Consider the following 23,442-nt stretch of genomic DNA (forward strand, 5'->3'; position numbering starts at 1 on the left):
CAGCCCGGGGCTGCGAGGATCCGGCACCATGCGACTAGTCGTACAAAATGACAAAAGCCGGGCGTCCGGGGTGCCCCGGGCGGCTTCCGGGACGTCTCCGGGGGCCCGGGTGCGCGGCGGCCTCGCCGTGCTCCTCGTCGCCGCCCTCGCCTCCGCCTGTGCGCAGGACACCACCGGGGTCCGGGGCGCCCCCGGGCAGCAGCCCCTCGAGGCGCCCCCGGCCCGCGCGCTCGACACCTACGCGTCCCGGCTGCGCGCGGCGCAGACCGCCCGGGTCGCCGCCGCCGAACGCTGGAACCTGCGGCAGGTCCCGCTGACGGCCCCGCCGCCCCCCGCCGAGAAGCCGCGGATCACGGCGCGGGAGGGCTTCGAGGTGGACGGGCAGGAGGACCTCCCGCCGGTCTTCACCACCGTCCCCACCGAGGAGCGGGTCGTCTTCCTCACCATCGACGACGGCGCCGAGAAGGACCCGGCCTTCCTGCGCATGATGAGCGAGCTGCGGATCCCGTACACGGTCTTCCTCACCGACGACGAGATCAAGGACGACTACGGCTACTTCGAGGAGATGCAGACCCGCGGGGTCACCCTCAACAGCCACACCCTGAGCCACCCCTACCTCCCGGCGCTCTCCTACGAGCAGCAGAGACGCGAGATCTGCGGCATGCAGGAGGTGATCGAGAAGCGTTACGGCAAGCGCCCCGCCCTCTTCCGCCCGCCCTTCGGCAACTACAACCGGGACACCCTGCGCGCCGCCAGGTCCTGCGGCGTCAGGTACGCGCCGATCTGGAACGAGGAGGTCTACGTCGACCACTGGGAGTACCGCGAGTGGGACCAGGACCTCCACCCGGGTGACATCGTCCTCACCCACTTCCGGGGCCGCGACGACTGGGACGGCACGATGACGGACATGGTCCGCCGCTTCCTGGACCGGATCACCGCCGCCGGATACGCGGTGGCCCGGCTGGAGGACTACCTGTGAGGCGCGGGCGGTTCCGGCCGGCCGGGGCCGCCCTGGCAGCCGTACTGCTCACCGGCTGCGCCCCGTTCGCCGGCCCCGCCGGCCACCCCACGGCCGGCAAGGCGGCCCGGGCGGGCGGCGGGGGACACGCGCCGCCGCCCGTCCTGGACCACGTCCGCACCGCCGACCGGGTCGTCTTCCTCACCTACGACGACGGCGCCGACCGGGACCCCCGCCTCGCGGGCCTCGTCCGCGAACGGCGGCTCCCGGTCACCCTGTTCCTCTCCGACACCGTGGCCGGGCCGGCGTACGGCCGCTTCGCCCGGCTGCGTTCCGTCGGCGCGAGCCTGCAGAACCACACCCTGGACCACCGCGCCCTGCGCGGCCTGCCCTACGCCGGCCAGCGCGCCGAGATCTGCGGCCAGCAGACCAAGCTCCACTCCCGCTTCGGCGTCCGCCCCCGCCTCCTGCGCCCGCCCCACGGGCGGTACGACCCGACGACCCTGCGGGCCGCCGCCGACTGCGGCATCACGGCCGTCGTCCTGTGGCGGGCCGAGCTGGACGCCGACGGCGACCTGACCTGGACCCGCGGCGACCACCGCCTCCACCCCGGCGACATCGTCTCGGTCACCGCCCCGTCCCGCACGGAGCACCTGCTGCGCCGGATCGAGCGGCAGGACCTCCGGGTGGGCCGCCTGGAGGACTACCTCTGACCTTCGGCGGACGGCCGGCGACTTCCCGGCCGAGGCAGCGCCTCCAGCCCCCGGGGGGCGCCCGCGCCACGCCGAGGGTGCGTCACAAACCCGGCGCTCGGACGGGAAAGTCCCACGACGCGCCGCATGCATTGGCACTCCGCTTGACCGAGTGCTAATCGCGGTCATAGTCTCGGGTCTGGCACTCCCCCCTGGAGAGTGCCAACTACGCGACGGGCAGGTCCGGCACCCGCGACGACGGATCCACCTGGTCGCCACCTCAGACAGTTAACCCCGTGAGATCTCCGAAGGGGGAGGTCGGATCGTGACGACCACCAGCTCCAAGGTTGCCATCAAGCCGCTCGAGGACCGCATCGTGGTCCAGCCGCTCGACGCCGAGCAGACCACGGCTTCGGGCCTGGTCATTCCGGACACCGCCAAGGAGAAGCCCCAGGAGGGCGTCGTCCTGGCCGTGGGCCCGGGCCGCTTCGAGGACGGCAACCGTCTTCCGCTCGACGTCTCCGTCGGCGACGTCGTGCTCTACAGCAAGTACGGCGGCACCGAGGTGAAGTACAACGGCGAGGAGTACCTCGTCCTCTCGGCCCGCGACGTGCTCGCGATCATCGAGAAGTAAGCCGTAGGTCGACTCACCTCGACTCTGCTCGACAGCTGCGCCCCTGGCCCCCGCGACCGATAAGAAGCCGGGCGCGAGGGGCGCAGTCTGTTTTCCGTTAGATCAGATTTCCGAGAGGGCTCACGCTCCCATGGCGAAGATCCTGAAGTTCGACGAGGACGCCCGTCGCGCCCTCGAGCGCGGCGTCAACAAGCTTGCCGACACGGTGAAGGTGACGATCGGCCCCAAGGGCCGCAACGTCGTCATCGACAAGAAGTTCGGCGCCCCCACCATCACCAACGACGGTGTCACGATCGCCCGCGAGGTCGAGATCGAGGACCCGTACGAGAACCTCGGCGCCCAGCTGGTGAAGGAGGTGGCGACCAAGACCAACGACATCGCGGGTGACGGCACCACCACCGCCACCGTCCTGGCCCAGGCCCTGGTCCGCGAGGGTCTGAAGAACGTCGCCGCCGGTGCCTCCCCGGCGCTGCTGAAGAAGGGCATCGACGCGGCCGTCGCCGCCGTGTCCGAGGACCTCCTCGCCACCGCGCGCCCGATCGACGAGAAGTCCGACATCGCCGCCGTGGCCGCGCTGTCCGCCCAGGACCAGCAGGTCGGCGAGCTCATCGCCGAGGCCATGGACAAGGTCGGCAAGGACGGTGTCATCACCGTCGAGGAGTCCAACACCTTCGGTCTGGAGCTGGACTTCACCGAGGGCATGGCCTTCGACAAGGGCTACCTGTCGCCGTACTTCGTGACGGACCAGGAGCGCATGGAGGCCGTCCTGGAGGACCCCTACATCCTCATCAACCAGGGCAAGATCTCCTCCATCGCGGACCTGCTGCCGCTGCTGGAGAAGGTCATCCAGGCGGGTGCCTCCAAGCCGCTGCTGATCATCGCCGAGGACCTCGAGGGCGAGGCGCTCTCCACCCTCGTCGTGAACAAGATCCGCGGCACCTTCAACGCCGTCGCGGTGAAGGCCCCGGGCTTCGGCGACCGCCGCAAGGCGATGCTGCAGGACATGGCCGTCCTCACCGGCGCCACCGTCATCTCCGAGGAGGTCGGCCTCAAGCTCGACCAGGTCGGCCTGGACGTGCTCGGCACCGCCCGCCGCATCACCGTCACCAAGGACGACACCACGATCGTCGACGGTGCCGGCAAGCGCGACGAGGTCGAGGGCCGCATCGCCCAGATCAAGGCCGAGATCGAGAACACGGACTCCGACTGGGACCGCGAGAAGCTCCAGGAGCGCCTCGCGAAGCTGGCCGGCGGCGTGTGCGTGATCAAGGTCGGCGCCGCCACCGAGGTGGAGCTGAAGGAGCGCAAGCACCGTCTGGAGGACGCCATCTCCGCGACCCGCGCCGCGGTCGAGGAGGGCATCGTCTCCGGTGGTGGCTCCGCCCTGGTCCACGCCGTCAAGGTCCTCGAGGGCAACCTCGACAAGACCGGCGACGAGGCCACCGGTGTGTCGGTCGTCCGCAAGGCCGCCGTCGAGCCGCTGCGCTGGATCGCCGAGAACGCCGGCCTCGAGGGCTACGTCATCGTCTCCAAGGTGGCGGAGCTCGAGAAGGGCAACGGCTACAACGCCGCGACCGGCGAGTACGGCGACCTGGTCAAGGCCGGCGTCATCGACCCGGTCAAGGTCACCCGTTCCGCCCTGGAGAACGCCGCCTCCATCGCCTCCCTCCTCCTGACGACCGAGACCCTGGTCGTCGAGAAGAAGGAAGAGGAAGAGCCGGCCGCCGCGGGCCACGGCCACGCCCACTGAGCGCTGCGCTGAACTGAGCTCAACCGGTGGTGCCCGGTGCCCCTGTGGGGGTGCCGGGCACCACCGCGTTTTCCGGGGCCCGCGGGCATTGCCCTGGCGAACAGTGCCACTCGGGCTCCCTTTCCGTCCGCCGAGCAGGCCCGGTGAAATCACTGCCAGCGAGGCCCGGGCCGGGCTTTTTCCGCTGATCCAGCAGGTCAACGACGACCACGAACCCGTGGAGATCACCTCCAGGGGCGGCAACGCCGTACTGATGTCGGCCGACGACTTCCGTTCCTGGCAGGAGACCGTCTACCTGCTGCGCTCGCCGGCCAATGCCGCCCACCTCATGGCGGCCGTCGCCGCGGACAAGACCGCCGACACCCCGGTGATCACCAGGAGCCCGGCGGAGCTGGAGGCCCTGGCAGAGGACGGCGAGTGAGGGACGTCAGGTTCCGTCCCAGCGGGTGGGAGGACCTTCTGTACTGGCAGGCCGCCGACAACAAGCTGTTCCGCAAGCTTGTCCGCCTGATCGGCGAGATCCAGCGGGACCCGTTCACGGGTATCGGCAAACCCGAGCCGTTGAAGGGCGACCTGTCCGGCTACTGGTCACGCCGGATCGACGACGAGCACCGCCTCGTCTACCGGGCCACCGAGAAGGAAGTCGTGATCATCAAGGCCCGGTACCGCTACTGACGGTCCGAGGGCCGTCCCCGTCTCATCGACGGGCCAGCACGGCGGGCACCACGGCCCACACCGGCCGGGGACCCGGCCGTGGGTCACGGCGTTGGCGGTCAGTTCCGCCACGATCAGCTCGACCGAGTCGTGCGCCGGTGTGCCGTAGCGCCAGCCCCAGGCGTCCATCTGGCAGGAGGCGAGCCGACGGGCCAGCCGGGCACCGCGCGGGGAGGCGGTGAAGCGGAAGGAGAACACCGTCTGATCGGCGAGCGGGAGCGGCAGCGCGGACCGCCGCTCCCGGCGGGGGGGAAGTGGTCATGCCCCGAAGATCCCGCGCCCGCACCCGCCCTCACCAGGCACGACGCCCCCACGGCGGCACCCTGTCGGGGCGACGGCCCAGGCTGCCGTGCTTGTCGGGGCGGCCTTCGAGCAGGCAGGTGGGACCCGTGCGCGGTGCGGCTTCCCTCAAGGAACCTGACGGTAGATCTCCCGTCGGTTTCCCACAGTCAGGACCCACACGACAAGCCGGCCGTCTTCGACGGTGTAGACGACCCGGTAGTCACCGACCCTGAGTCGCCACCGGGCGTCGTGTCCCCGGAGGGCCTTCACATCGAACGCCGCCGTGTCGCCCGCGTCCATCGCCTTCTGCAGTTCGGTCAGGCGGTAGAGGATGCGCAGGGCATCAGGGCGCGGGATCTTGAGCATGTCCCGCTGGGCGTGCGGGGTGAAGCGCGTGACGTACCCCATGCGGATCAGTGCTGCTGGTCGCGGAGCAGGGCGGCCATCTCTTCGAGCGAGACCGACCCGTCAGTGCCTTCGGACTCGGCTTCGTCGGCCAGTCGGTTGAGCCATGCTTCTTCGGCGTCCTCAGCGAGTTGGCGCAGTCGCTGGTACTCCTGGATGTCGATCACGACGGCTTCCTGCTTGCCGCGTCGCGTGATGATCGTCGGCGTTTCCTCACGGCGGGCGCGGTCGATGACATCGGCGAGGTGGCTACGGACCTCGGCCATGGATTCCACTACCGGCTCACTCATGTCATGAGAGTAACAGATGTACATCTCAGGTCGGCTCGCTGGGGGATCAGGCAGGCAGCCGACGTACCTCGCTGTTGTCCGTGACCTCGTACACGTCGATCCGCAGCAGCTCGCGGACGTGAGCGGGGACCCGCTCGACGGCCTTGACGGACGAGGACGGGACGACGAGCGCGTACCGTATGCGGGCGTTCCGGCTCGTCATGCGACGCAGCAGCTGCCCGTAGGCGATGTCGGCGTCGATGCCCTTCTCCTTGGTGTGGCCCTTGGCCTCGCAGATCAGCCGCTCGTCGCCGCGCACGGCTTCGAGGTCGGTCCAGCGGTCCGTGGGCTCGACCGGCGTCCACCCCTTACTGAGCAGCCAGGCGCGGAAGGCGTCGGTGACCCGGTCCTCGTCGCTTCCCCGGGCCAGGAGCTTTCGCAGCGCCGCCAGATCGGCCTCCTGGTTGCGCCGCAGCCGTCCGCGTCCGTCCGCGTCGAGGTCGGCCGGCCGGACCACGACCAGCCGGAGCCCATGGACAGGGATCTCGGTGTCACGGCGGACGTCGTACAGGGCCCGCTGCTCCCCTCGGTGGACGCCGCTCACCGTGAGCCGGTCCGGCTTGTCGAAGTGGGGCACCGGCTGGTCGTGCTGGATCTCCCGGTACTCGACCACCAGCCGGTGGCCCGGCCAGTACGCGTCGACCGGCAGCCGGACCTGACGGCCCCCTGCCCCCGGGTCGCCCAGCAGCCAGTCGAACCGGTGCTGAGTCAGGGCCTCTTCGCCCAGGACCTGGTTGCACAGGCCGACCACGTACGCCTCGTCGCTGTCGCCTCTCGAAGCCATGGCGCGCATCCTGCCAGGCGTCTCCGACAACGCCGGACGGTCGCTCCGGGGCGGGAGAGCTGTGAAGACTGGCAGCCCCGCGCCTGCCGCCGGCGAACCGCGCTGGTGCAAGGGCAGCTACAGCGCGGGAAACGGCGGTGATTGCGTCGAGGTGGCGGACGACGGTACGGCCGTACCGGTCCGTGACTCGAAGCGTCCGGATGCGGCGGTTCTGAGTGTCCCCACTGCCCAGCGGACGGCGTTCGTGCGGATGGCCGCAGGCGTCTGAGACGAACGAGGACGGTCGCGGACGGTACCCGAACCGTGATCAAGGAAGGGGCGACCTCTCCCGCGGCACCGTGAATACTGATCCGCACCGTCGACACACGAGGTTGGACATGACCGTCACCAAGGGCCTGCGGCCCGCACTCGTCGCCGTGCTCCTGGGCTCGGTCACCGCCTGCGGCGCCTCCTCCACGCCGGACGATCCGGCGCCCGCGCCGACCGGCTCCGCGTCGGCCGGGACCACCGGCCCGGCGAACGCCGCGCCGGTGGCCGCCGTCATGCCCGACGTCATCGGCGGCAACGCGGGGCGCGCGCGGGAGCAGATGGGCGCCGGGACCGACATGGCCTTCGAGGACGCCAGCGGCCTTGGCCGCCAGGTGGACGACCCGGCCGAGTGGCGGATCTGCGCCTCCCGGCCCGGACCGAACCAGCGGATCACCGACTACCCGGTGGTGTTCGACGTGGTGATGGCCTCGGAGAACTGCGAGGACACCGCGGCGGAGTGAGGCGTCCGTCACCCCGGGCGGCCCCCCTCCCGCGACCCCGTCCCCGGCCGGGCGGGCCCTACTGCGGCCCGTACTTCCGCCCCGTCCGGGACGAGATCCCGCCCAGCATCCCCCGCGGCACCAGCTTCGCCGCGCCCATCAGGGCCTTGTAGCGCGGGTCGGGGATCGACAGGGACTTGCCGCGGGACAGGTCGGCGAGGGCCGCCGCGACCAGTTTGTCGGCGTCCAGCCACATCCAGTTCGGGATGTTGTCCGTGCCCATGCCGGCCCGCTCGTGGAACTCGGTGCGCACGAAGCCCGGGCACAGGGCCATCAGGCGCACACCGCTGCCGGCCAGGTCCTTCGCCACGCCCTGCGTGAACTGCACGACCCACGCCTTGGACGCGCCGTACGTGCCGCGCGGGACGAAGGCCGCGACCGAGGCCACGTTGACGACGCCGCCGCGGCCCCGCGCCCGCATCGCCTCGGTCGCCGCCGAGGTGAGCCGCAGCACCGCCTCGCAGTGCACCTTGAGCATCGTCAGCTCGTCGGCCATCGAGACCTCGAGGAAACGGCCCTTGTTGCCGAAGCCGGCGTTGTTGATCAGCAGGTCGACGGCATTCCTGCGGTCGTCCAGCCGGGCGGCCACCGCCTCGATGCCCGCGTCCGTGGCCAGGTCGGCCGTCAGCACCTCGGCCTCGATGCCGTGCCGGTCGTGCAGCTCGGTCGCCTGCTCGCGCAGCCGCTTGGTGTCGCGCGCCACCAGCACCAGGTCGTGCCCGTCGGCCGCCAGCCGCCGCGCGAACGCGGCGCCGATGCCCGCCGTCGATCCCGTAATCAATGCCGTTGTCATGCCGCAAGGTTATGGGTCCGGGGCGGGCGTCGCCCCGGTCGCCCACCGGGACCACCCCCTGTGAAAGGGGTGTGAAGAAAAGCCTGGTGAAGGGCGGTCAGGCGCCGTGCGCAGCGGCGTACTTCCGCGCCTTCGCCAAAGCCTCGGGGTGCAGCGCGTCGCCCGCCGCGAGCAGCCGGGGGAGCAGCTCCCGCTCGGTCGTCACCGCCCGGAACTGCAGCGCCACCGTCACGTCGTGGCCGGGCCGGTGCACGATCCGCACCGGATCCCCCGCCTGTATCTCCCCGGGCCGGATCACCCGGAAGTAGGCGCCCGGCGCGGCCCTGTCCATGAAGCGCTTCATCCACCGCTCCTCGCCCAGGTGGCCCTGGAAGGTGCGGCACGGAATGCGTCCGGACGTCACCTCCAGCAGCAGCTCCGGGCCGACCAGCCAGCGCTCGCCGATCAGCGCGCCGGAGACGTCCACGCCCGTCGTGGTGAGGTTCTCGCCGAACACGCCGTGCGGCAGCGGGCGGCCCAGCTCGCGCTCCCAGTCGTCCATGTCCTCGCGCGCCATGGCGTACACGGCCTGGTCCACGCCGCCGTGATGGCGCGCGTCGCACACCGCGTCCCCGGCCAGCCCGCTCGCGCCGGTCCCCTCCGAACCGGGCGCCGTCACCCGGACGGGCCCGTCGGCCGGCTGCTTGTCGATGCCGGTGACGCCGTCCGGCTGGTCGGTGTACGGCACGGCCTTCGGACGGCCCAGGTTGACTGACAGAAGCTTCATGCCCGAACGGTAGGACAATCCATTTCAAAGTGTCGACGCAATATTCGCCGTCCGGTCAAAGAGTCGCTTATCCTCGGCGGTGTGATCGAGGCCCGTCATCTCCGTGTCCTGCGCGCCGTGGCATCCACCGGTTCCTTCTCCGCCGCGGGGCGGGAGCTGGGCTGCACGCAGCCCGCCGTCAGCCAGCAGATGAAGGCCCTGGAGGCCTCCGTCGGCACGCCCCTGCTCGTGCGCACCGGCCGTGAGATGCGCCTGACCCAGGCCGGTGAGGCGCTGGTGCGGCACGCCGCGGGCATCCTCGCCGGTCTGACCGCGGCCGAGGAGGAGGTCGCCGCCATCGCGGGTCTGCGGGCCGGGCGGGTCCGTCTGGTCTCCTTCCCGAGCGGCAGCTCCACCCTCGTCCCCACCGCCCTGGCCGCGCTGCGCGCCGCCCACCCCGGCACCCGCGTCTCCCTGGAGGAGGCCGAGCCGCCCCGGTCCGTGGAGCTGCTGCGCGAGGGCGACTGCGACGTGGCGCTCGCCTTCCGCTACGAGGGCGCGGCGGGTGCCGAGGAGTGGGACGACCTGGTGGTGCGGCCGCTGCTGACCGACCGCCTCGTGGCCCTGGTGCCCGAGCGGCACCGGCTGGCGGCCACCGGGGCCGAGGGCTCCGTGGCCATCGGGGAGCTGGCCCGCGAGCCGTGGATCGCCGGCTGCCCGCGCTGTCGCGGCCAGCTCGTCGAGGTCTGCGAGGACGCCGGCTTCACCCCCCGCATCGACTTCGCGACCGACGACTATCCGGCGGTGGTCGGTCTGGTCGGGGCCGGACTGGGCGTGGCCGTCCTGCCCCAGCTCGCCGTCGAGTCCGTACGGCCCCGGGGCGTGCGCACGGTGTCCCTGGAACCCGCGGTGCGGCGGGAGATCGTCGCGCTGACACTGCCCGACCTCGCGCAGGTGCCCGCGGTGACGGCGACGCTGGACGAGCTGGCGCGGGCCGCCTCGGGTCAGGCCGCCGTGCGCTGAGCGGCACGCCGGGCAGGGCACGGCACCGGGAGCGGCGCGGGGCGGAGCGCGCACGCGTGTGCCCTGGTCCCCGCCGGTCGCCGGCGAGAAGACGGAAAAACGTTCCTTCAGTGATGTGCGGCGGAGGTGTCGCCGCCGACCGACGCCGACGAGGGCGCGGACGCCGTCATCAGGCGGTTGCGCGCCCGTCCCATGAGCTCCTCGCGCTCGTCCTCGGTCAGTCCGCCCCACACGCCGTACGGCTCACGCACCGCCAGTGCGTGCGCCGCGCACTCCGCGCGGACCGGACACCTCATGCAGACCTCCTTGGCCGAGTTCTCACGAGCGCTTCGGGCCGCGCCGCGCTCGCCCTCCGGATGGAAGAAGAGCGAGCTGTCCACCCCGCGGCAGGCAGCCAGGAGCTGCCAGTCCCACAGGTCCGCGTTCGGTCCGGGAAGGCGGGAGAAATCTGCCATTGCGTGACCCCTTGTAACCGATCTGGGTGGACCCGGTGTCCACGACCGTACAACTACGATCTAAGGAGATGAAAATATGACTCATTGCGAATCTAGCCGCAGACACCAGTGAAGTGGAAGAAAAGCGGCTGAATGGGGCACCACATGTGAGGAATCGGGGCGGGTCACCGCGCGTGTCGGCGCTGTGAACGTCCCCTCACGTAGAGTGCCGAAGACGACACACAGCCCCGTAACTCTTTCGAGTGACCGTCGTTGAGAGTGCGGAGGCGGTTGAAGGAACAGGTGCTCGGGCGGCGTCCGGGACGGTCGACCGCACAGGTGAGATTTCGTACCAGCCTGGAGGCTCAACGTGACGCGCATCAGCTGCGGAGGACGGCCATGACTTCCGTCCTCGTCTGCGACGACTCCCCGCTTGCCCGAGAGGCGCTCCGCCGCGCGGTCGCGACCGTGCCCGGCGTCGAGCGCGTGACGACGGCCGCCAACGGCGAGGAAGTCCTCCGCCGCTGGGGCGCCGACCGCTCGGACCTGATCCTGATGGATGTGCGCATGCCCGGCCTGGGCGGCGTCGAGACCGTCCGGCGGCTGCTGTCCGCCGACCCCGGCGCCCGCATCATCATGCTCACCGTCGCCGAGGACCTCGACGGCGTCGCCCTCGCGGTCGCCGCCGGGGCCCGCGGGTACCTGCACAAGGACGCCTCGCGTGCCGAGCTGCGCGCCACCGTCACGCAGGCCCTCGCCGACCCGACCTGGCGGCTCGCCCCGCGCCGGCTGCGCTCGGCCGAGATGGGCGCCGCGCCCACGCTCACCGCGCGCGAGATCCAGGTCCTGGAGGGCATGAGCCACGGCCGCTCCAACGCGGAGATCGGACGTGAGCTGTTCCTCTCCGAGGACACCGTCAAGACGCACGCCCGGCGGCTCTTCAAGAAGCTCGGCGCCTCGGACCGGGCGCACGCGGTGGCGCTCGGCTTCCGGTGGGGCCTCGTCCGATAGGGAAACCCCGTGTGGTGGAGGCCCACAGGGCCCGACGGGGGTGCCCGGTTCCCCGCTTACCGCGAGGTGGGCGGGGGTGACAAGCCGACCCGCCGGGTGCCCGCTGCTCGTTTCGCCGCGGATGACGCATCCTTGAGGTGTGGAGTTCCTCGGGGACGAGTCGGTCGAGCGGGAGGGGAGGGCGCAGGGGATGAGTTCCGGCGCACCTGCTCATAACGCTTCGGTGCACAACAACGGGCACGGAGCCACGGATCGGACGGCCGCAAGGCACCATGGACCGATGCGTGACGACGAGGCGGCCCCTGACCAAGGGACGGTCGGCGGGCTCGTGCACCGCGCCGTCGACGGGGACGAGCAGGCCACGCACGACCTGCTCGCCCATGTCCACCCCCTGGCGCTGCGCTACTGCCGCACACGGCTGTCGCGGCTGCCCGGCGACGCCCGGCACTTCGTCGAGGACCTCGCCCAGGAGGTCTGCGTCGCGGTGCTCCTCGCGCTGCCGCGCTACAAGGACACCGGGCGTCCCTTCGAGGCGTTCGTCTTCGCCATCGCCGCCCACAAGGTCGCCGACCTCCAGCGCGCGGCGATGCGGCACGGCTCGACGGCCGTCCCGTCCGACGAGATGCCCGAGCGGCCGGACGACTCGCTCGGCCCCGAGGAGCGGGCGCTGCTCAACAGCGACGCCGCCTGGGCCAAGAAACTGCTGGCCAACCTGCCCGAGAACCAGCGCGAGCTGCTCCTGCTGCGCATCGCCGTGGGGCTCACGGCCGAGGAGACCGGGCAGATGTTGGGAATGTCACCCGGGGCCGTGCGCGTCGCCCAGCACCGGGCCCTGAGCCGGCTGCGGGCGCTGGCGGAGCAGTAGGACACCACGCCGAGGGGCGGCGCCGCGGCTTCGTGCGAAAGTACGAACGTCGCAGGGGTCCTTGATCGTGGAATGAGCCACGTCCACTTCCCGTTAGCATGGACATCCGCACCGATCAAGGCCATTTGGGGAAGGTGTCATGACTGCCAACGTCGACGGAGTGCCCGAGAAATTCGCGACACTCGGGCTGACCTACGACGACGTGCTGCTGCTGCCGGGTGCATCCGAGGTGCTCCCCAACGCGGTCGACACCTCGTCCCGCATCTCCCGCAACGTCCGGGTGAACATCCCGCTGCTCTCGGCCGCCATGGACAAGGTGACCGAGTCCCGCATGGCGATCGCCATGGCCCGCCAGGGCGGTGTCGGTGTGCTGCACCGCAACCTCTCCATCGAGGACCAGGTGAACCAGGTCGACCTCGTCAAGAGGTCCGAGTCGGGCATGGTCACCGACCCGATCACGGTGCACCCGGAGGCCACGCTGGCCGAGGCGGACGCCCTGTGCGCCAAGTTCCGCATCAGCGGCGTCCCGGTCACCGACCCGGCCGGCAAGCTGCTCGGCATCGTCACCAACCGCGACATGGCCTTCGAGTCCGACCGCGCGCGTCAGGTGCGCGAGGTCATGACGCCGATGCCGCTGGTCACCGGCAAGGTCGGCATCTCCGGTGTGGACGCCATGGAGCTGCTGCGCCGCCACAAGATCGAGAAGCTTCCGCTGGTCGACGACGAGGGCCTCCTCAAGGGCCTCATCACGGTCAAGGACTTCGTCAAGGCCGAGCAGTACCCCCACGCCGCCAAGGACTCCGAGGGCCGGCTGCTGGTCGGCGCCGCCGTCGGCGCCAGCCCCGAGGCGCTGGAGCGCGCCCAGGCCCTGGCCGCCGCGGGCGTGGACTTCCTGGTGGTCGACACCTCCCACGGCCACAACAGCAACGCCCTGAGCTGGATGTCGAAGATCAAGTCCAGCGTCGGCGTGGACGTGATCGGCGGCAACGTCGCCACCCGTGACGGCGCCCAGGCCCTGATCGACGCCGGTGTCGACGGCATCAAGGTCGGCGTCGGCCCCGGCTCCATCTGCACCACCCGCGTCGTCGCCGGCATCGGCGTCCCGCAGGTCACCGCCATCTACGAGGCCTCCCTCGCGGCCCGCCGGGCCGGCGTCCCGCTGATCGGGGACGGCGGCCTGCAGTACTCCGGCGACATCGGCAAGGCCCTGGCCGCCGGTGCCGACACGGTGATGCTGGGCAGCCTGCTCGCGGGCTGCGAGGAGTCGCCGGGCGAGCTGCAGTTCATCAACGGCAAGCAGTTCAAGTCGTACCGGGGCATGGGCTCGCTCGGTGCCATGCAGTCCCGCGGCCAGGGCAGGTCGTACTCGAAGGACCGCTACTTCCAGGCCGAGGTGGCGTCCGACGACAAGCTCGTGCCCGAGGGCATCGAGGGCCAGGTGCCCTACCGCGGCCCGCTGGCCAACGTGCTGCACCAGCTCGTCGGCGGCCTGCGCCAGACCATGGGGTACGTGGGCGCCGCCACGATCGAGGAGATGGAGTCGAAGGGGCGCTTCGTGCGGATCACCTCCGCCGGCCTCAAGGAGAGCCACCCGCACGACATCCAGATGACGGTCGAGGCACCGAACTACAGCCGCAGCAAGTAGACAGCGGGCCTTCCAGGGCGGCCCCGGGAGGATCCGGGGCCGCCCTCGGCGTGTCCGTCGGGGATACTGGAAGGCGCTGCAACGCATCAGGGAAAGGCCACAGACGTGACTGAGATCGAGATCGGGCGCGGCAAGCGCGGCCGCCGGGCGTACGCCTTCGACGACATCGCCGTCGTCCCCAGCCGCCGTACCCGGGACCCGAAGGAGGTCTCGATCGCCTGGCAGATCGACGCCTACCGTTTCGAGCTGCCGTTCCTGGCCGCTCCCATGGACTCGGTCGTCTCCCCGGCCACCGCCATCCGCATCGGCGAGCTGGGCGGCCTCGGCGTCCTGAACCTCGAGGGCCTGTGGACGCGCTACGAGGACCCGCAGCCGCTCCTCGACGAGATCGCCGGGCTGGACGCGGAGACCGCGACCCGGCGCCTCCAGGAGATCTACGCGGCTCCCATCAAGGAGGAGCTGATCGGGCAGCGCATCAAGGAGGTGCGCGACTCCGGCGTGGTCACCGCCGCCGCTCTCTCCCCGCAGCGCACCGCCCAGTTCTCCAAGGCGGTCGTGGACGCGGGCGTCGACATCTTCGTCATCCGCGGCACCACGGTCTCGGCGGAGCACGTCTCCGGTTCGCACGAGCCGCTGAACCTGAAGCAGTTCATCTACGAGCTCGACGTCCCGGTGATCGTCGGCGGCTGCGCCACCTACACCGCCGCCCTGCACCTGATGCGCACCGGCGCGGCGGGTGTCCTCGTCGGCTTCGGCGGCGGCGCCGCGCACACCACGCGCAACGTGCTGGGCATCCAGGTGCCCATGGCGACGGCCGTGGCGGACGTGGCGGCGGCCCGCCGCGACTACATGGACGAGTCCGGCGGCCGGTACGTGCACGTGATCGCCGACGGCGGTGTCGGCTGGTCCGGCGACCTGCCCAAGGCCATCGCCTGCGGTGCCGACTCGGTGATGATGGGCTCGCCGCTGGCCCGCGCGACGGACGCGCCGGGCAAGGGCAACCACTGGGGCATGGAGGCCGTCAACGAGGAGCTGCCGCGCGGCAAGAAGGTCGACCTCGGCACGGTCGGCACCATCGAGGAGGTCCTCACCGGCCCGTCCCACACCCCGGACGGCTCGATGAACTTCTTCGGCGCCCTGCGCCGCGCGATGGCCACCACGGGCTACAGCGAGCTGAAGGAGTTCCAGCGCGTCGAGGTCACGGTCGCCGACTCGCAGCACCGGCGGTAGTCACCCGGACGGCGTACCGAAAGGGGCCCGGAGCTTCGAGCTCCGGGCCCCTTCGCGTGTCCGGGCGCCGCTCAGAGGCGGTGCGCCGCCCCCGTCGGCGTCGCCCCCCGGGTGTCCAGCAGCAGCTGGGCCTTCACCGACAGGCCCTGGAGGTCGTACGTGCGGTGCTGCTGGAGGAGGATCGTCAGGTCGGCGTCGGCGGCGGCCTCGTAGAGGGAGTCGACGCGGGGGACGGGGCGGTCCAGGACGTTCCAGGACGGGATGTGCGGGTCGTGGTAGCTGATCGCGGCGCCCATGGACATCAAGCGGGTCGCGACCTCCTCGGCCGGGGTGGCCTGCTGGTCGGCCAGGTCGGCCTTGTAGGTGACGCCGAGGAGCAGGACGCGGGCGCCGCGCGCGGACTTGCCGTGCTCGTTGAGCAGGGCGGCGGCGCGCTGGACCACGTAGCGGGGCATCTGCTCGTTGACCTGCTGGGCCAGCTCCACCAGGCGCAGGCCACGGGGGGCCCGCCCGGTCAGGTCCTGGGGCACGGAATGGCCGCCGACGCCCGGCCCGGGGCGGAAGGCCTGGAAGCCGAACGGTTTGCTCTCCGCGCAGCGCAGGACGTCCCACAGGTCGACGCCCAGGTCGTTGCAGAGGACGGCCATCTCGTTGACGAGGGCGATGTTGACGTGCCGGAAATTGGTCTCCAGGAGCTGGACCGTCTCGGCCTCGCGGGGACCGCGCGCGCGGACCACCTTGTCGGTGAGGCGGCCGTAGAACGCGGCTGCCGACTCGGTACAGGCGGAGGTGAGGCCGCCGATCACCTTCGGGGTGTTGGCCGGCGTGAAGTCGCGGTTGCCCGGGTCGACGCGGCTGGGGGAGTAGGCGAGGTGGAAGTCGCGGCCGGCGCGCAGCCCGGAGCCCTCCTCGAGCAGGGGGCGCAGGAACTCCTCCGTCGTCCCCGGCTGCACGGGCGACTCCAGGATCACCGTGGTGTGGGGGCGCATGTGGGCGGCCAGGGTGCGGGCCGCGGCCTCCACCTGGCCGAGGTCGAGGCCGCCGTCCGGGCCCGGCGGGGTCGGCGCGCAGATGACCGCGGTGCGGACCCGGCCGAGCTCGGCGGGGCCCGTCGGGGTCCGGAAGCCCCCGGCGAGCATCCGGCGCAGTTCGGCGGGGCTGAGGGGCCCGGGCTCGGGGCCGGTCTTGTAGCCGAGCGTGGGGATGCCGGCGGCGACGGCGGCCTGGGCCAGGGGCAGGCCGTACGGTCCGAGTCCGACGACGGCGAGATCTGCGGGCATGGCGTGGGCCGTCCTTCCCAGTATCCGAAGCGGGACAGGCGCGCAAGCCCGGTGGACAGGATGGGCGAGCACAACGTCAGACTAGGAGTAAATATGACCGATTTGCGGGATTGATCGGCCGAGTTTCGGTGAGTGTCGACGGTGACCCGTGGGGAAGTTGTCCACAGGCTGGGGGCGTGGTGGCTGAAGTCGGGCAACACGGTCAGAATCTGGGCAGGGGGTACACGGAACCGGGCTTCGCCCGACGGGTGCGGCCGACGCGACCGACAGCGGGAGGCAGCAGTGAGGACAGCGACACTGGGGCCGGCGCAGCGCGCCGAGGCACTCGCGGCCATGGCCGAGCGTGAACTGGACGTGCTGGTGGTCGGCGCGGGCGTGGTCGGCGCGGGCACCGCGCTCGACGCCGTGACGCGCGGCCTGTCCACCGGTCTGGTCGAGGCACGCGACTGGGCGTCGGGTACCTCCAGCAGGTCCAGCAAGCTGATCCACGGCGGCCTGCGCTATCTGGAGATGCTCGACTTCGCGCTGGTGCGGGAGGCCCTGAAGGAGCGCGGGCTGCTGCTGGAGCGGCTCGCCCCGCACCTGGTGAAGCCGGTGCCGTTCCTGTACCCGTTGCAGCACAAGGGCTGGGAGCGCCTGTACGCCGGGTCGGGCGTGGCGCTGTACGACGCGATGTCGATGGCCCGCGGCCACGGCCGGGGACTGCCCCTGCACCGGCACCTGAGCCGCCGTCACGCGCTGCGCGTCGCCCCCGCCCTGAAGAAGGACGCGCTGGTCGGCGCCCTCCAGTACTACGACGCGCAGGTGGACGACGCCCGGTTCGTGGCCGCGCTGGTGCGCACGGCCGCGGCGTACGGCGCCCCGGTCGCCAACCGGGCGCGGGTCACCGGTTTCCTGCGCGAGGGCGAACGCGTGGTCGGCGCGCGCGTGCGGGACGTCGAAGGGGGCGGCGAGTACGAGATCCGCGCCAAGCAGGTGGTGAACGCGTCCGGCGTGTGGACCGACGACACCCAGTCGATGGTCGGCGAGCGCGGCCAGTTCCACGTCCGGGCGTCCAAGGGCATCCACCTCGTCGTGCCCAAGGACCGCATCCACTCCACCACCGGCCTGATCCTGCGCACCGAGAAGTCCGTGCTGTTCGTCATCCCCTGGGGGCGGCACTGGATCATCGGGACCACGGACACCGACTGGGACCTCGACAAGGCGCACCCGGCCGCCTCCAGCGCGGACATCGACTACCTGCTGGAACACGTCAACTCGGTGCTGTCCGTGCCACTCACCCGCGACGACGTGGAAGGGGTGTACGCCGGGCTGCGCCCGCTGCTGGCCGGCGAGTCGGACGCCACCAGCAAGCTGTCGCGCGAGCACACCGTCGCCCATCCGGTGCCGGGACTGGTCGTCGTGGCGGGCGGCAAGTACACGACGTACCGGGTGATGGCCAAGGACGCCGTGGACGAGGCCGTGCACGGACTCGACATGCGGGTCGCCGACTGCGTCACCGAGGAGACGCCGCTGCTCGGCGCCGAGGGCTACCAGGCGCTGTGGAACGCGCGGGCGCGGATCGCCGCGCGCACCGGACTGCACGTGGTGCGCGTCGAGCACCTGCTCAACCGGTACGGGGCCCTGACGGAGGAGCTGCTGGAGCTCATCGCCGCCGACTCCTCGCTGGGCGAGCCGCTGGGGGCCGCCGAGGACTACCTGCGCGCCGAGGTCGTCTACGCCGCCTCGCACGAGGGCGCGCGGCACCTGGACGACGTGCTGACCCGGCGCACCCGCATCTCCATCGAGACCTTCGACCGGGGCACCCGCAGCGCCCGCGAGGCCGCCGAGCTGATGGCACCGGTCCTGGGCTGGGACCAGGGCCAGATAGACCGGGAGGTCCAGCACTACGAGAAGCGGGTCGAGGCCGAGCGGGAGTCGCAGCGCCAGCCGGACGACCTGACGGCGGACGCGGCCCGGCTCGGCGCGCCCGACATCGTCTCGCGCTAGGCGGGCACCCGAGAGGATGACGCGGGGTCAGCACACCCCGCGAAGCGTCCCCGTGCCCCTCGCGCGACCCCGCGGAACGCGCCGTTCCCCGGGCCCCGGCCCGTGCCGGGCCCGGGCGCGGCCCGAGAGGCACCCTGGGCGTCGAGCACTTGTCGGGTGAGAGACAATGAAGGCTCTGTCAGGGCGGGTTGCATGAGGGGACGCATGTCGGAGGCGGAGCGGGCGGGGACATCCCGTACGGACAAGAGCGCACGTCTCCTCGCCGGGCGGTACCGGCTGGGAGACGTGCTCGGCCGCGGCGGCATGGGGACGGTGTGGCGCGCCGAGGACGAGACCCTGGGGCGCACGGTCGCCGTCAAGGAGCTGCGGTTCCCGGGGAACATCGACGAGGAGGAGAAGCGGCGCCTGATCACGCGCACGCTGCGCGAGGCCAAGGCCATCGCGCGGATCCGCAACAACAGCGCCGTGACGGTCTACGACGTCGTCGAGGAGGACGACCGGCCGTGGATCGTGATGGAACTCGTCGAGGGCAAGTCGCTCGCCGAGGTCATCCGGGAGGACGGCCTGCTGGAGCCGAAGCGCGCCGCCGAGGTGGGCCTCGCCGTCCTCGACGTCCTGCGCTCCGCGCACCGCGAGGGCATCCTGCACCGTGACGTGAAGCCGTCCAACGTCCTGATCGCCGAGGACGGCCGGGTCGTGCTCACCGACTTCGGCATCGCCCAGGTCGAGGGCGACCCGTCCATCACCTCCACCGGCATGCTCGTCGGCGCCCCCTCGTACATCTCCCCGGAGCGCGCCCGCGGCCACAAGCCCGGCCCGGCCGCCGACCTGTGGTCCCTCGGCGGCCTGCTGTACGCGGCGGTGGAGGGCACCCCGCCCTACGACAAGGGCTCCGCCATCGCCACGCTCACCGCGGTGATGACGGAGAACCTGGAGGAGCCGCAGAACGCCGGACCGCTGCGGGACGTCATCTACGGGCTGCTCACCAAGGACCCCGCCCAGCGGCTCGACGACGCGGGCGCCCGCGCGATGCTCACCAAGGTCATCCACGCGCCCGCCGTCCGCGCGGGCGAGGCGGAGCCGCTGGACGCCACCAAGGTCGTACCCCTGCCGGCGCAGCCGGACGACCGCACGCGGCGGGGCGGCACCGGCAAGCGGGAGGAGGCCGGGGAGCGGCTGCGCGGGGCGCTGCGCTCCGTGCGCAAGGCCGCCGCCGGCGCCGGCGCGGCGGGTGCCGCGGCCACGTCCGGCACGGGGACGGGCGGCGACCGGACCCGGCCGGGCACCGCGGGTGCCGCCGCCGCGCCGGGTCCCGCCGGGGCGGCGGTCCCGCCGGCCCACCCGACGGCCTCCGGCAACCGGACCGGCCGGGGCTCCGGCGCGCCGAACGCCGCCGCGGGCGGCCGCAGTTCCGGCTGGCCCGTCATGCCGCCGCCGGACCTGCCGCAGCGGTCCGCGCCCCGCGCCCCGCTCACCGACGTGGTGCCGAAGCGGACCCTCGTGATCATCGCGGTGGTCGTCGCCCTGGCCGTCCTCGGCACCGTGCTCGCCCTCACCCTCGGCGGCGGCGACGACGACACGGCCAAGGGCGGGGCGGGCGGCGACACGACCTCCGCCACCGTCTCCGCGAGCGGCGACACCGGGCAGGACGGATCCGACGGGCCGCGCACGGACGGTTCCGCCTCCGCGCCCGCCACGGGCACCTCGTCGGACGCCGCCGGCCCCGCCCCGAGCGCCTCGGGCGGCACCGGGGACGACGGCACGGACGATGACGGCAAGGACGGCGCGGCCGCCACCCACCGGGGCGGCCAGGGGTACTCCATCGGACTCCCCGCGGGATGGAAGTTCCGGTCCTCCGGATCCGCCGGCGACCGGTTCACCGGGCCCGACGGGCAGAAGCTGCTGGTCGCCTGGACGTCCACGCCCAAGGACGACCCGGTCGCGGACTGGAAGAACCAGGAGCGCTCCATGGTGCGCTCGCAGTACCGGAAGATCCGCATCGAGAAGGTGGACTACCGCGGCTGGAACACCGCCGACTGGGAGTTCACCTACAAGGACGGCGGCACCGCCTACCGGACCGTCGACCGGGGCTTCGTCGTCGACGAGCACCAGGGGTACGCCCTCATGTACACGGCGAAGGCTGCCGACTGGGACGGTGACCAGCGCCGGGACAGCTGGCGCACGCTGACGAAGACCTTCACGCCCAAGTCCTGATCTCCGCGTCCCCGGGTTTGAGCGGTCCGAGATCTGGCATCCCCTCATTGCGGGTTGCCTCCGGCACGTATCGTGAATGCCTGCGGACCGTACGCAGCCGGAACGGCCCGCCGGACGAACGGAATTGACCGACCGGTACCGAAGCGCCGGACTGCCGGGGGAGGCAACGTGGACGACTATGCGGGACGGGTACTCGCCGACCGCTACCGCCTGCCGCTGCCGCCGTCCGACGAGTACGAGCTGACCGAGAGCCGGGCCTTCGACACCTACAGCGGCCAGGAGGTCCTCGTCCGGCAGGTGCCGCTGCCGGAGGTCGTCGAGGCGGAGGTCCTCGACGCGGACGGCCTGCCCGACGGCTTCACCACCCGCGGCGGTGGCGCCCGGCGCCCCGGCGCGCGGCCACGGGCGTCCCGGGGCGGACCGGGGCGACCGGCCGACCCGGTGGTGCGGCGGGCCGTCGAGGCCGCGCAGGCCGCGGCCGCCGTGCCCGACCACCCGCGTCTGGACCAGGTCTTCGACGTCTTCGCCGAGGGCGGCTCGCTGTGGATCGTCAGCGAGCTGGTGGCCGCCAGGCCCCTGGCCGCCCTGCTCGCCGAGCAGCCGCTGACCCCGTACCGGGCGGCCGAGGTCGCCTCCGACGTCCTCATGGCGCTGCGGGTGCTGCACGGCTACGGCTGGATCCACCGGAACATCACCGCCCGCACGGTCCTGGTCTGCGACGACGGGCGCGTGATGCTGACCGGCCTGGCGGTCGGGGCGGCGGAGGAGGCGCTGTGCGGCTACGACCCGGCCCCCGCCCCCGAGGCCGAGGCGGAAGACGACGACCCCGCCGGGAGCGGCGCGCAGGGCTACGGCGGGCCCTCCGGCGGGCCGGGCCTCGACGGGCCGGGAGCGCCCGACGCCGGTCCGACGGGGCGTACGGCCGGGGCGGCGGGCCCTCTCGGGGCCCTGGGACCTGCCGGGGCGGACGCCGAGGCCGGTGCGGCGGGCATCGGCCTGCCCGGTCCCACCACCGGCGTGTACGGCCCCGGCGGTGCCGATCCCGAGGCCGCCCGGCGGGCCGCCATCGAGGCGCGCAGCGAGCGCGGGCTGCCGGCGACCGGCCCCGAGGGCCCCCGCGGGCTCCCCGCGGGCTTCACCCCCGCGCCCCTCGACACCGGCGGCGACGTCCGCGCCGCCCGCGCCGGGGCCATCGCCGCCTACCGTGCCGGCGCCCGCGCCGCGGCCCGCGTCCAGGAGGCGCAGAGCGGCCGCGCGGCCCTGCCCGGCGCCCGCCCCGCCCCCGACGACGACACCGACGGGCACGGCGGCGCGTCCGCACCGCCCGGGCAGATCGCCGACCCCTACGGCGTCCGTGCGGCCCCCTGGCACGGCGCCACGCCCCGCCCGGCCGGCGACCCGGCGGACGCCCTCGCCCCCGATCCGGCCGGCGACCGGGCCGCCCTGCCCCCGGCCCCGCGCCAGGAGACCGCCCCGGCCGCCGGCGGCTGGGACGCCCCCGACGCCCGCACCCCCGCGCGGCGCGGACCGGGCACGGCGCTCGCCGCCGAGCGCGCACGGCAGGCCCGGATGGCCGTGGTCGGGCCCGTGACCGAGCGCTGGGCCCCGGAACAGGCCGGGCCGGTGCACGAGAACTGGCAGCTCGCCGCGCCCATCGGCCCCGCCACCGACCTCTGGGCGCTGGGCGCGCTGCTCTTCCGCGCCGTGCAGGGACACGCGCCCTACCCGGAGGAGTCGACCGCCGAGCTGGTGCAGATCGTGTGCGCGGAGCCGCCGGCGTTCGCCGAGGAATGCGGACCGCTGCGGCCCGTCGTGGAGTCGCTGCTGCGTCAGGACCCCACCGAGCGCATCGACTTCGAGGAACTGGGCGGCTGGCTGCGCTCCCTGGTGCGTTCGGCACCCGAGCCGGACGCCGGGCTGCACGTCGTCCCCGCCCCGCCCGCCGACACCAGCCGGCTGCCCATCGTGCGCCGCCGGGGCGAGCTGGTGCGCAGGCGGCGCGCCGGGCTGCCCGCCCACCACGGACGGCACAAGAGGGCCCGGCAGGACCCCGACCGTTCACCGCGCAGCCTCGGCCGCACCCTGCTCCTGCTGATACTGCTCGCGCTGGCCGGAGCGGTCGCGTACGCCGTGTTCCTCATGCCGAGGAGCGACAGCGACGGGGACGGCGCCACCGGCCGGACGGGCGCCGCCGGGGAGGCGAGCCGGGCACCGTCCGGGCAGTCGCCCGAGGTCAGCAGCGAGCCCCGGCCGGAGCAGTCGTCCCCGGAGGGCGACGCCGGCGCCTCGGAGTCGTCCGGTTCGGCCGAGACGCAGACCACCGGGCCCGACGTCGCCGACGGGTTCGCGCTGCGCGAGGACCCGGAGGGATTCCGGGTCGCCGTCGCCGAGGGCTGGAGCCGCGCCCCGCGCAACGGCATCGGCCAGGTCGTCTACAGCAAGGGCGACTTCGAGCTCATCGTCGTGCCGGGCCGGGACCCCGCGAGCCGGTTCGGCACCGACCCGATGGCCTACCAGCGCGACAGGGAGAGCGAGTTGGAGCCGTACCGCGCCTCCAGCTGGGCCACGTCCAGCGGGCTGAAGACCATCGAGGTGGGCGGACGGACCATGGCCGAGGGGCAGTTCACCTGGAAGGGCACCGACGGCGGCGAGCTGTACGTGCGCAACGTCGCGATGCTGATCGACGGGCGCTACCACGTGGTGCAGGTGCGCGGCCCCGAGGCGGAGCGCGACGAGGTGTCCCGGCTGTACGAGCAGGCGTCGGCGACCTACCGGTACACGGGCTGACGGCACTTGGGGCGGGCGGGCCCGTGCACGGGGGCCCGCCGTCCGGCGCGGCGGCCGACTCGCGGACCG

At 72.7% G+C, this 23,442-nt stretch carries 23 protein-coding genes and 1 pseudogene; 16 read left to right on the plus strand and 8 right to left on the minus strand.

Features of this window, described 5'->3' with window-relative positions; all coding sequences use genetic code 11:
• The first annotated feature begins 109 nt into the window (after positions 1-109).
• From ACFWJB_RS05900 to ACFWJB_RS05925, 6 genes are all read left to right on the plus strand, one after another.
• Complete coding sequence (locus tag ACFWJB_RS05900; protein ID WP_386920463.1) at positions 110-979, plus strand: polysaccharide deacetylase family protein; 870 nt, start codon at positions 110-112, stop codon at positions 977-979.
• Positions 976-1,671 carry a polysaccharide deacetylase family protein gene (locus ACFWJB_RS05905; protein ID WP_386920465.1) on the plus strand — a complete coding sequence of 232 codons (696 nt, stop codon included), beginning with the start codon at positions 976-978 and terminating at the stop codon, positions 1,669-1,671. Before ACFWJB_RS05900 ends, ACFWJB_RS05905 begins: the two co-directional genes overlap by 4 nt.
• Before the next feature lie 304 nt (positions 1,672-1,975).
• Positions 1,976-2,284 (plus strand): co-chaperone GroES, encoded by a 309-nt coding sequence (gene groES, locus ACFWJB_RS05910; protein WP_053135717.1) that lies wholly within the window; start codon positions 1,976-1,978, stop codon positions 2,282-2,284.
• 130 nt (positions 2,285-2,414) lie between these two features.
• Positions 2,415-4,034: a chaperonin GroEL gene (gene groL / locus ACFWJB_RS05915; RefSeq protein WP_386920468.1), complete on the plus strand. Its 1,620-nt coding sequence runs from the start codon at positions 2,415-2,417 to the stop codon at positions 4,032-4,034.
• 148 nt (positions 4,035-4,182) lie between these two features.
• The gene (locus ACFWJB_RS05920) at positions 4,183-4,455 is read left to right on the plus strand and encodes a type II toxin-antitoxin system Phd/YefM family antitoxin (protein WP_385459181.1); all 273 of its coding nucleotides are present in this window, start codon (positions 4,183-4,185) and stop codon (positions 4,453-4,455) included.
• Positions 4,452-4,709: a Txe/YoeB family addiction module toxin gene (locus ACFWJB_RS05925; RefSeq protein WP_385459157.1), complete on the plus strand. Its 258-nt coding sequence runs from the start codon at positions 4,452-4,454 to the stop codon at positions 4,707-4,709. The genes ACFWJB_RS05920 and ACFWJB_RS05925 overlap by 4 nt, the downstream gene beginning before the upstream one ends.
• 60 nt (positions 4,710-4,769) lie before the next feature.
• On the opposite strand, the pseudogene ACFWJB_RS05930 reads toward ACFWJB_RS05925, so the two are convergent.
• From ACFWJB_RS05930 to ACFWJB_RS05945, 4 genes and pseudogenes are all read right to left on the minus strand, one after another.
• Positions 4,770-4,946 (minus strand): annotated as a pseudogene (locus ACFWJB_RS05930) (ATP-binding protein); the annotation flags it as partial.
• 210 nt (positions 4,947-5,156) lie between these two features.
• Complete coding sequence (locus ACFWJB_RS05935) at positions 5,157-5,438, minus strand: type II toxin-antitoxin system RelE/ParE family toxin (protein ID WP_385459155.1); 282 nt, start codon at positions 5,436-5,438, stop codon at positions 5,157-5,159.
• A gap of 5 nt (positions 5,439-5,443) precedes the next feature.
• Positions 5,444-5,725, minus strand: coding sequence for a type II toxin-antitoxin system Phd/YefM family antitoxin (locus tag ACFWJB_RS05940; protein WP_385459153.1), 282 nt, complete (start codon positions 5,723-5,725; stop codon positions 5,444-5,446).
• Between the two features lie 46 nt (positions 5,726-5,771).
• Positions 5,772-6,548, minus strand: a complete 777-nt coding sequence (locus tag ACFWJB_RS05945; RefSeq protein WP_385459151.1) for a hypothetical protein — start codon at positions 6,546-6,548, stop codon at positions 5,772-5,774.
• Here ACFWJB_RS05945 and ACFWJB_RS05950 point away from each other — a divergent pair.
• Together ACFWJB_RS05950 and ACFWJB_RS05955 are read left to right on the plus strand one after the other, a co-directional pair.
• Positions 6,547-6,816, plus strand: a complete 270-nt coding sequence (locus ACFWJB_RS05950; protein ID WP_386920471.1) for a DUF397 domain-containing protein — start codon at positions 6,547-6,549, stop codon at positions 6,814-6,816. The genes ACFWJB_RS05945 and ACFWJB_RS05950 overlap by 2 nt on opposite strands.
• Before the next feature lie 109 nt (positions 6,817-6,925).
• On the plus strand, positions 6,926-7,318 hold the full coding sequence (locus ACFWJB_RS05955; protein WP_386920473.1) for a hypothetical protein: 393 nt from the start codon (positions 6,926-6,928) through the stop codon (positions 7,316-7,318).
• Positions 7,319-7,376: 58 nt separating this feature from the next.
• Here the strand turns inward: ACFWJB_RS05955 and ACFWJB_RS05960 are convergent, their stop codons facing one another.
• Positions 7,377-8,150 (minus strand): SDR family NAD(P)-dependent oxidoreductase, encoded by a 774-nt coding sequence (locus ACFWJB_RS05960; RefSeq protein WP_386920475.1) that lies wholly within the window; start codon positions 8,148-8,150, stop codon positions 7,377-7,379.
• Between the two features lie 97 nt (positions 8,151-8,247).
• Positions 8,248-8,916, minus strand: a complete 669-nt coding sequence (locus tag ACFWJB_RS05965; protein WP_386920477.1) for an MOSC domain-containing protein — start codon at positions 8,914-8,916, stop codon at positions 8,248-8,250.
• An 81-nt stretch (positions 8,917-8,997) separates the two neighbouring features.
• On the opposite strand from ACFWJB_RS05965, the gene ACFWJB_RS05970 reads away from it, so the two are divergent.
• Positions 8,998-9,918, plus strand: a complete 921-nt coding sequence (locus tag ACFWJB_RS05970; protein ID WP_385459142.1) for a LysR family transcriptional regulator — start codon at positions 8,998-9,000, stop codon at positions 9,916-9,918.
• A gap of 107 nt (positions 9,919-10,025) precedes the next feature.
• Here the strand turns inward: ACFWJB_RS05970 and ACFWJB_RS05975 are convergent, their stop codons facing one another.
• Positions 10,026-10,373, minus strand: coding sequence for a WhiB family transcriptional regulator (locus tag ACFWJB_RS05975; RefSeq protein ID WP_386920480.1), 348 nt, complete (start codon positions 10,371-10,373; stop codon positions 10,026-10,028).
• A gap of 378 nt (positions 10,374-10,751) precedes the next feature.
• Here ACFWJB_RS05975 and ACFWJB_RS05980 point away from each other — a divergent pair, with 378 nt between their 5' ends.
• The 4 genes from ACFWJB_RS05980 (at position 10,752) to ACFWJB_RS05995 (ending at position 15,103) form a co-directional block, all read left to right on the plus strand.
• Positions 10,752-11,363, plus strand: coding sequence for a response regulator transcription factor (locus ACFWJB_RS05980; RefSeq protein WP_003948568.1), 612 nt, complete (start codon positions 10,752-10,754; stop codon positions 11,361-11,363).
• 280 nt (positions 11,364-11,643) lie between these two features.
• Positions 11,644-12,228 (plus strand): sigma-70 family RNA polymerase sigma factor, encoded by a 585-nt coding sequence (locus tag ACFWJB_RS05985; RefSeq protein WP_385459138.1) that lies wholly within the window; start codon positions 11,644-11,646, stop codon positions 12,226-12,228.
• A 139-nt stretch (positions 12,229-12,367) separates the two neighbouring features.
• On the plus strand, positions 12,368-13,873 hold the full coding sequence (guaB, locus tag ACFWJB_RS05990; protein WP_385459136.1) for an IMP dehydrogenase: 1,506 nt from the start codon (positions 12,368-12,370) through the stop codon (positions 13,871-13,873).
• Positions 13,874-13,978: 105 nt separating this feature from the next.
• On the plus strand, positions 13,979-15,103 hold the full coding sequence (locus ACFWJB_RS05995; protein WP_385459134.1) for a GuaB3 family IMP dehydrogenase-related protein: 1,125 nt from the start codon (positions 13,979-13,981) through the stop codon (positions 15,101-15,103).
• Between the two features lie 71 nt (positions 15,104-15,174).
• Here ACFWJB_RS05995 and ACFWJB_RS06000 read toward each other — a convergent pair whose 3' ends face one another.
• Positions 15,175-16,383, minus strand: a complete 1,209-nt coding sequence (locus ACFWJB_RS06000; protein ID WP_385459132.1) for a nucleotide sugar dehydrogenase — start codon at positions 16,381-16,383, stop codon at positions 15,175-15,177.
• A 282-nt stretch (positions 16,384-16,665) separates the two neighbouring features.
• Between ACFWJB_RS06000 and ACFWJB_RS06005 the strand changes: the two genes are divergently transcribed.
• From ACFWJB_RS06005 to ACFWJB_RS06015, 3 genes are all read left to right on the plus strand, one after another.
• The gene (locus ACFWJB_RS06005) at positions 16,666-18,372 is read left to right on the plus strand and encodes a glycerol-3-phosphate dehydrogenase/oxidase (RefSeq protein ID WP_385459130.1); all 1,707 of its coding nucleotides are present in this window, start codon (positions 16,666-16,668) and stop codon (positions 18,370-18,372) included.
• A gap of 204 nt (positions 18,373-18,576) precedes the next feature.
• Positions 18,577-20,586, plus strand: a complete 2,010-nt coding sequence (locus ACFWJB_RS06010; RefSeq protein WP_386920484.1) for a serine/threonine-protein kinase — start codon at positions 18,577-18,579, stop codon at positions 20,584-20,586.
• Positions 20,587-20,754: 168 nt separating this feature from the next.
• A complete protein-coding gene (locus ACFWJB_RS06015; protein ID WP_386920486.1) occupies positions 20,755-23,373 on the plus strand; it encodes a protein kinase in 2,619 nt (872 codons plus the stop codon).
• The last annotated feature ends 69 nt before the right edge of the window (positions 23,374-23,442 follow it).

The sequence above is a fragment of the Streptomyces sp. NPDC127100 genome, from assembly GCF_042724095.1.
Lineage (GTDB): Bacteria > Actinomycetota > Actinomycetes > Streptomycetales > Streptomycetaceae > Streptomyces.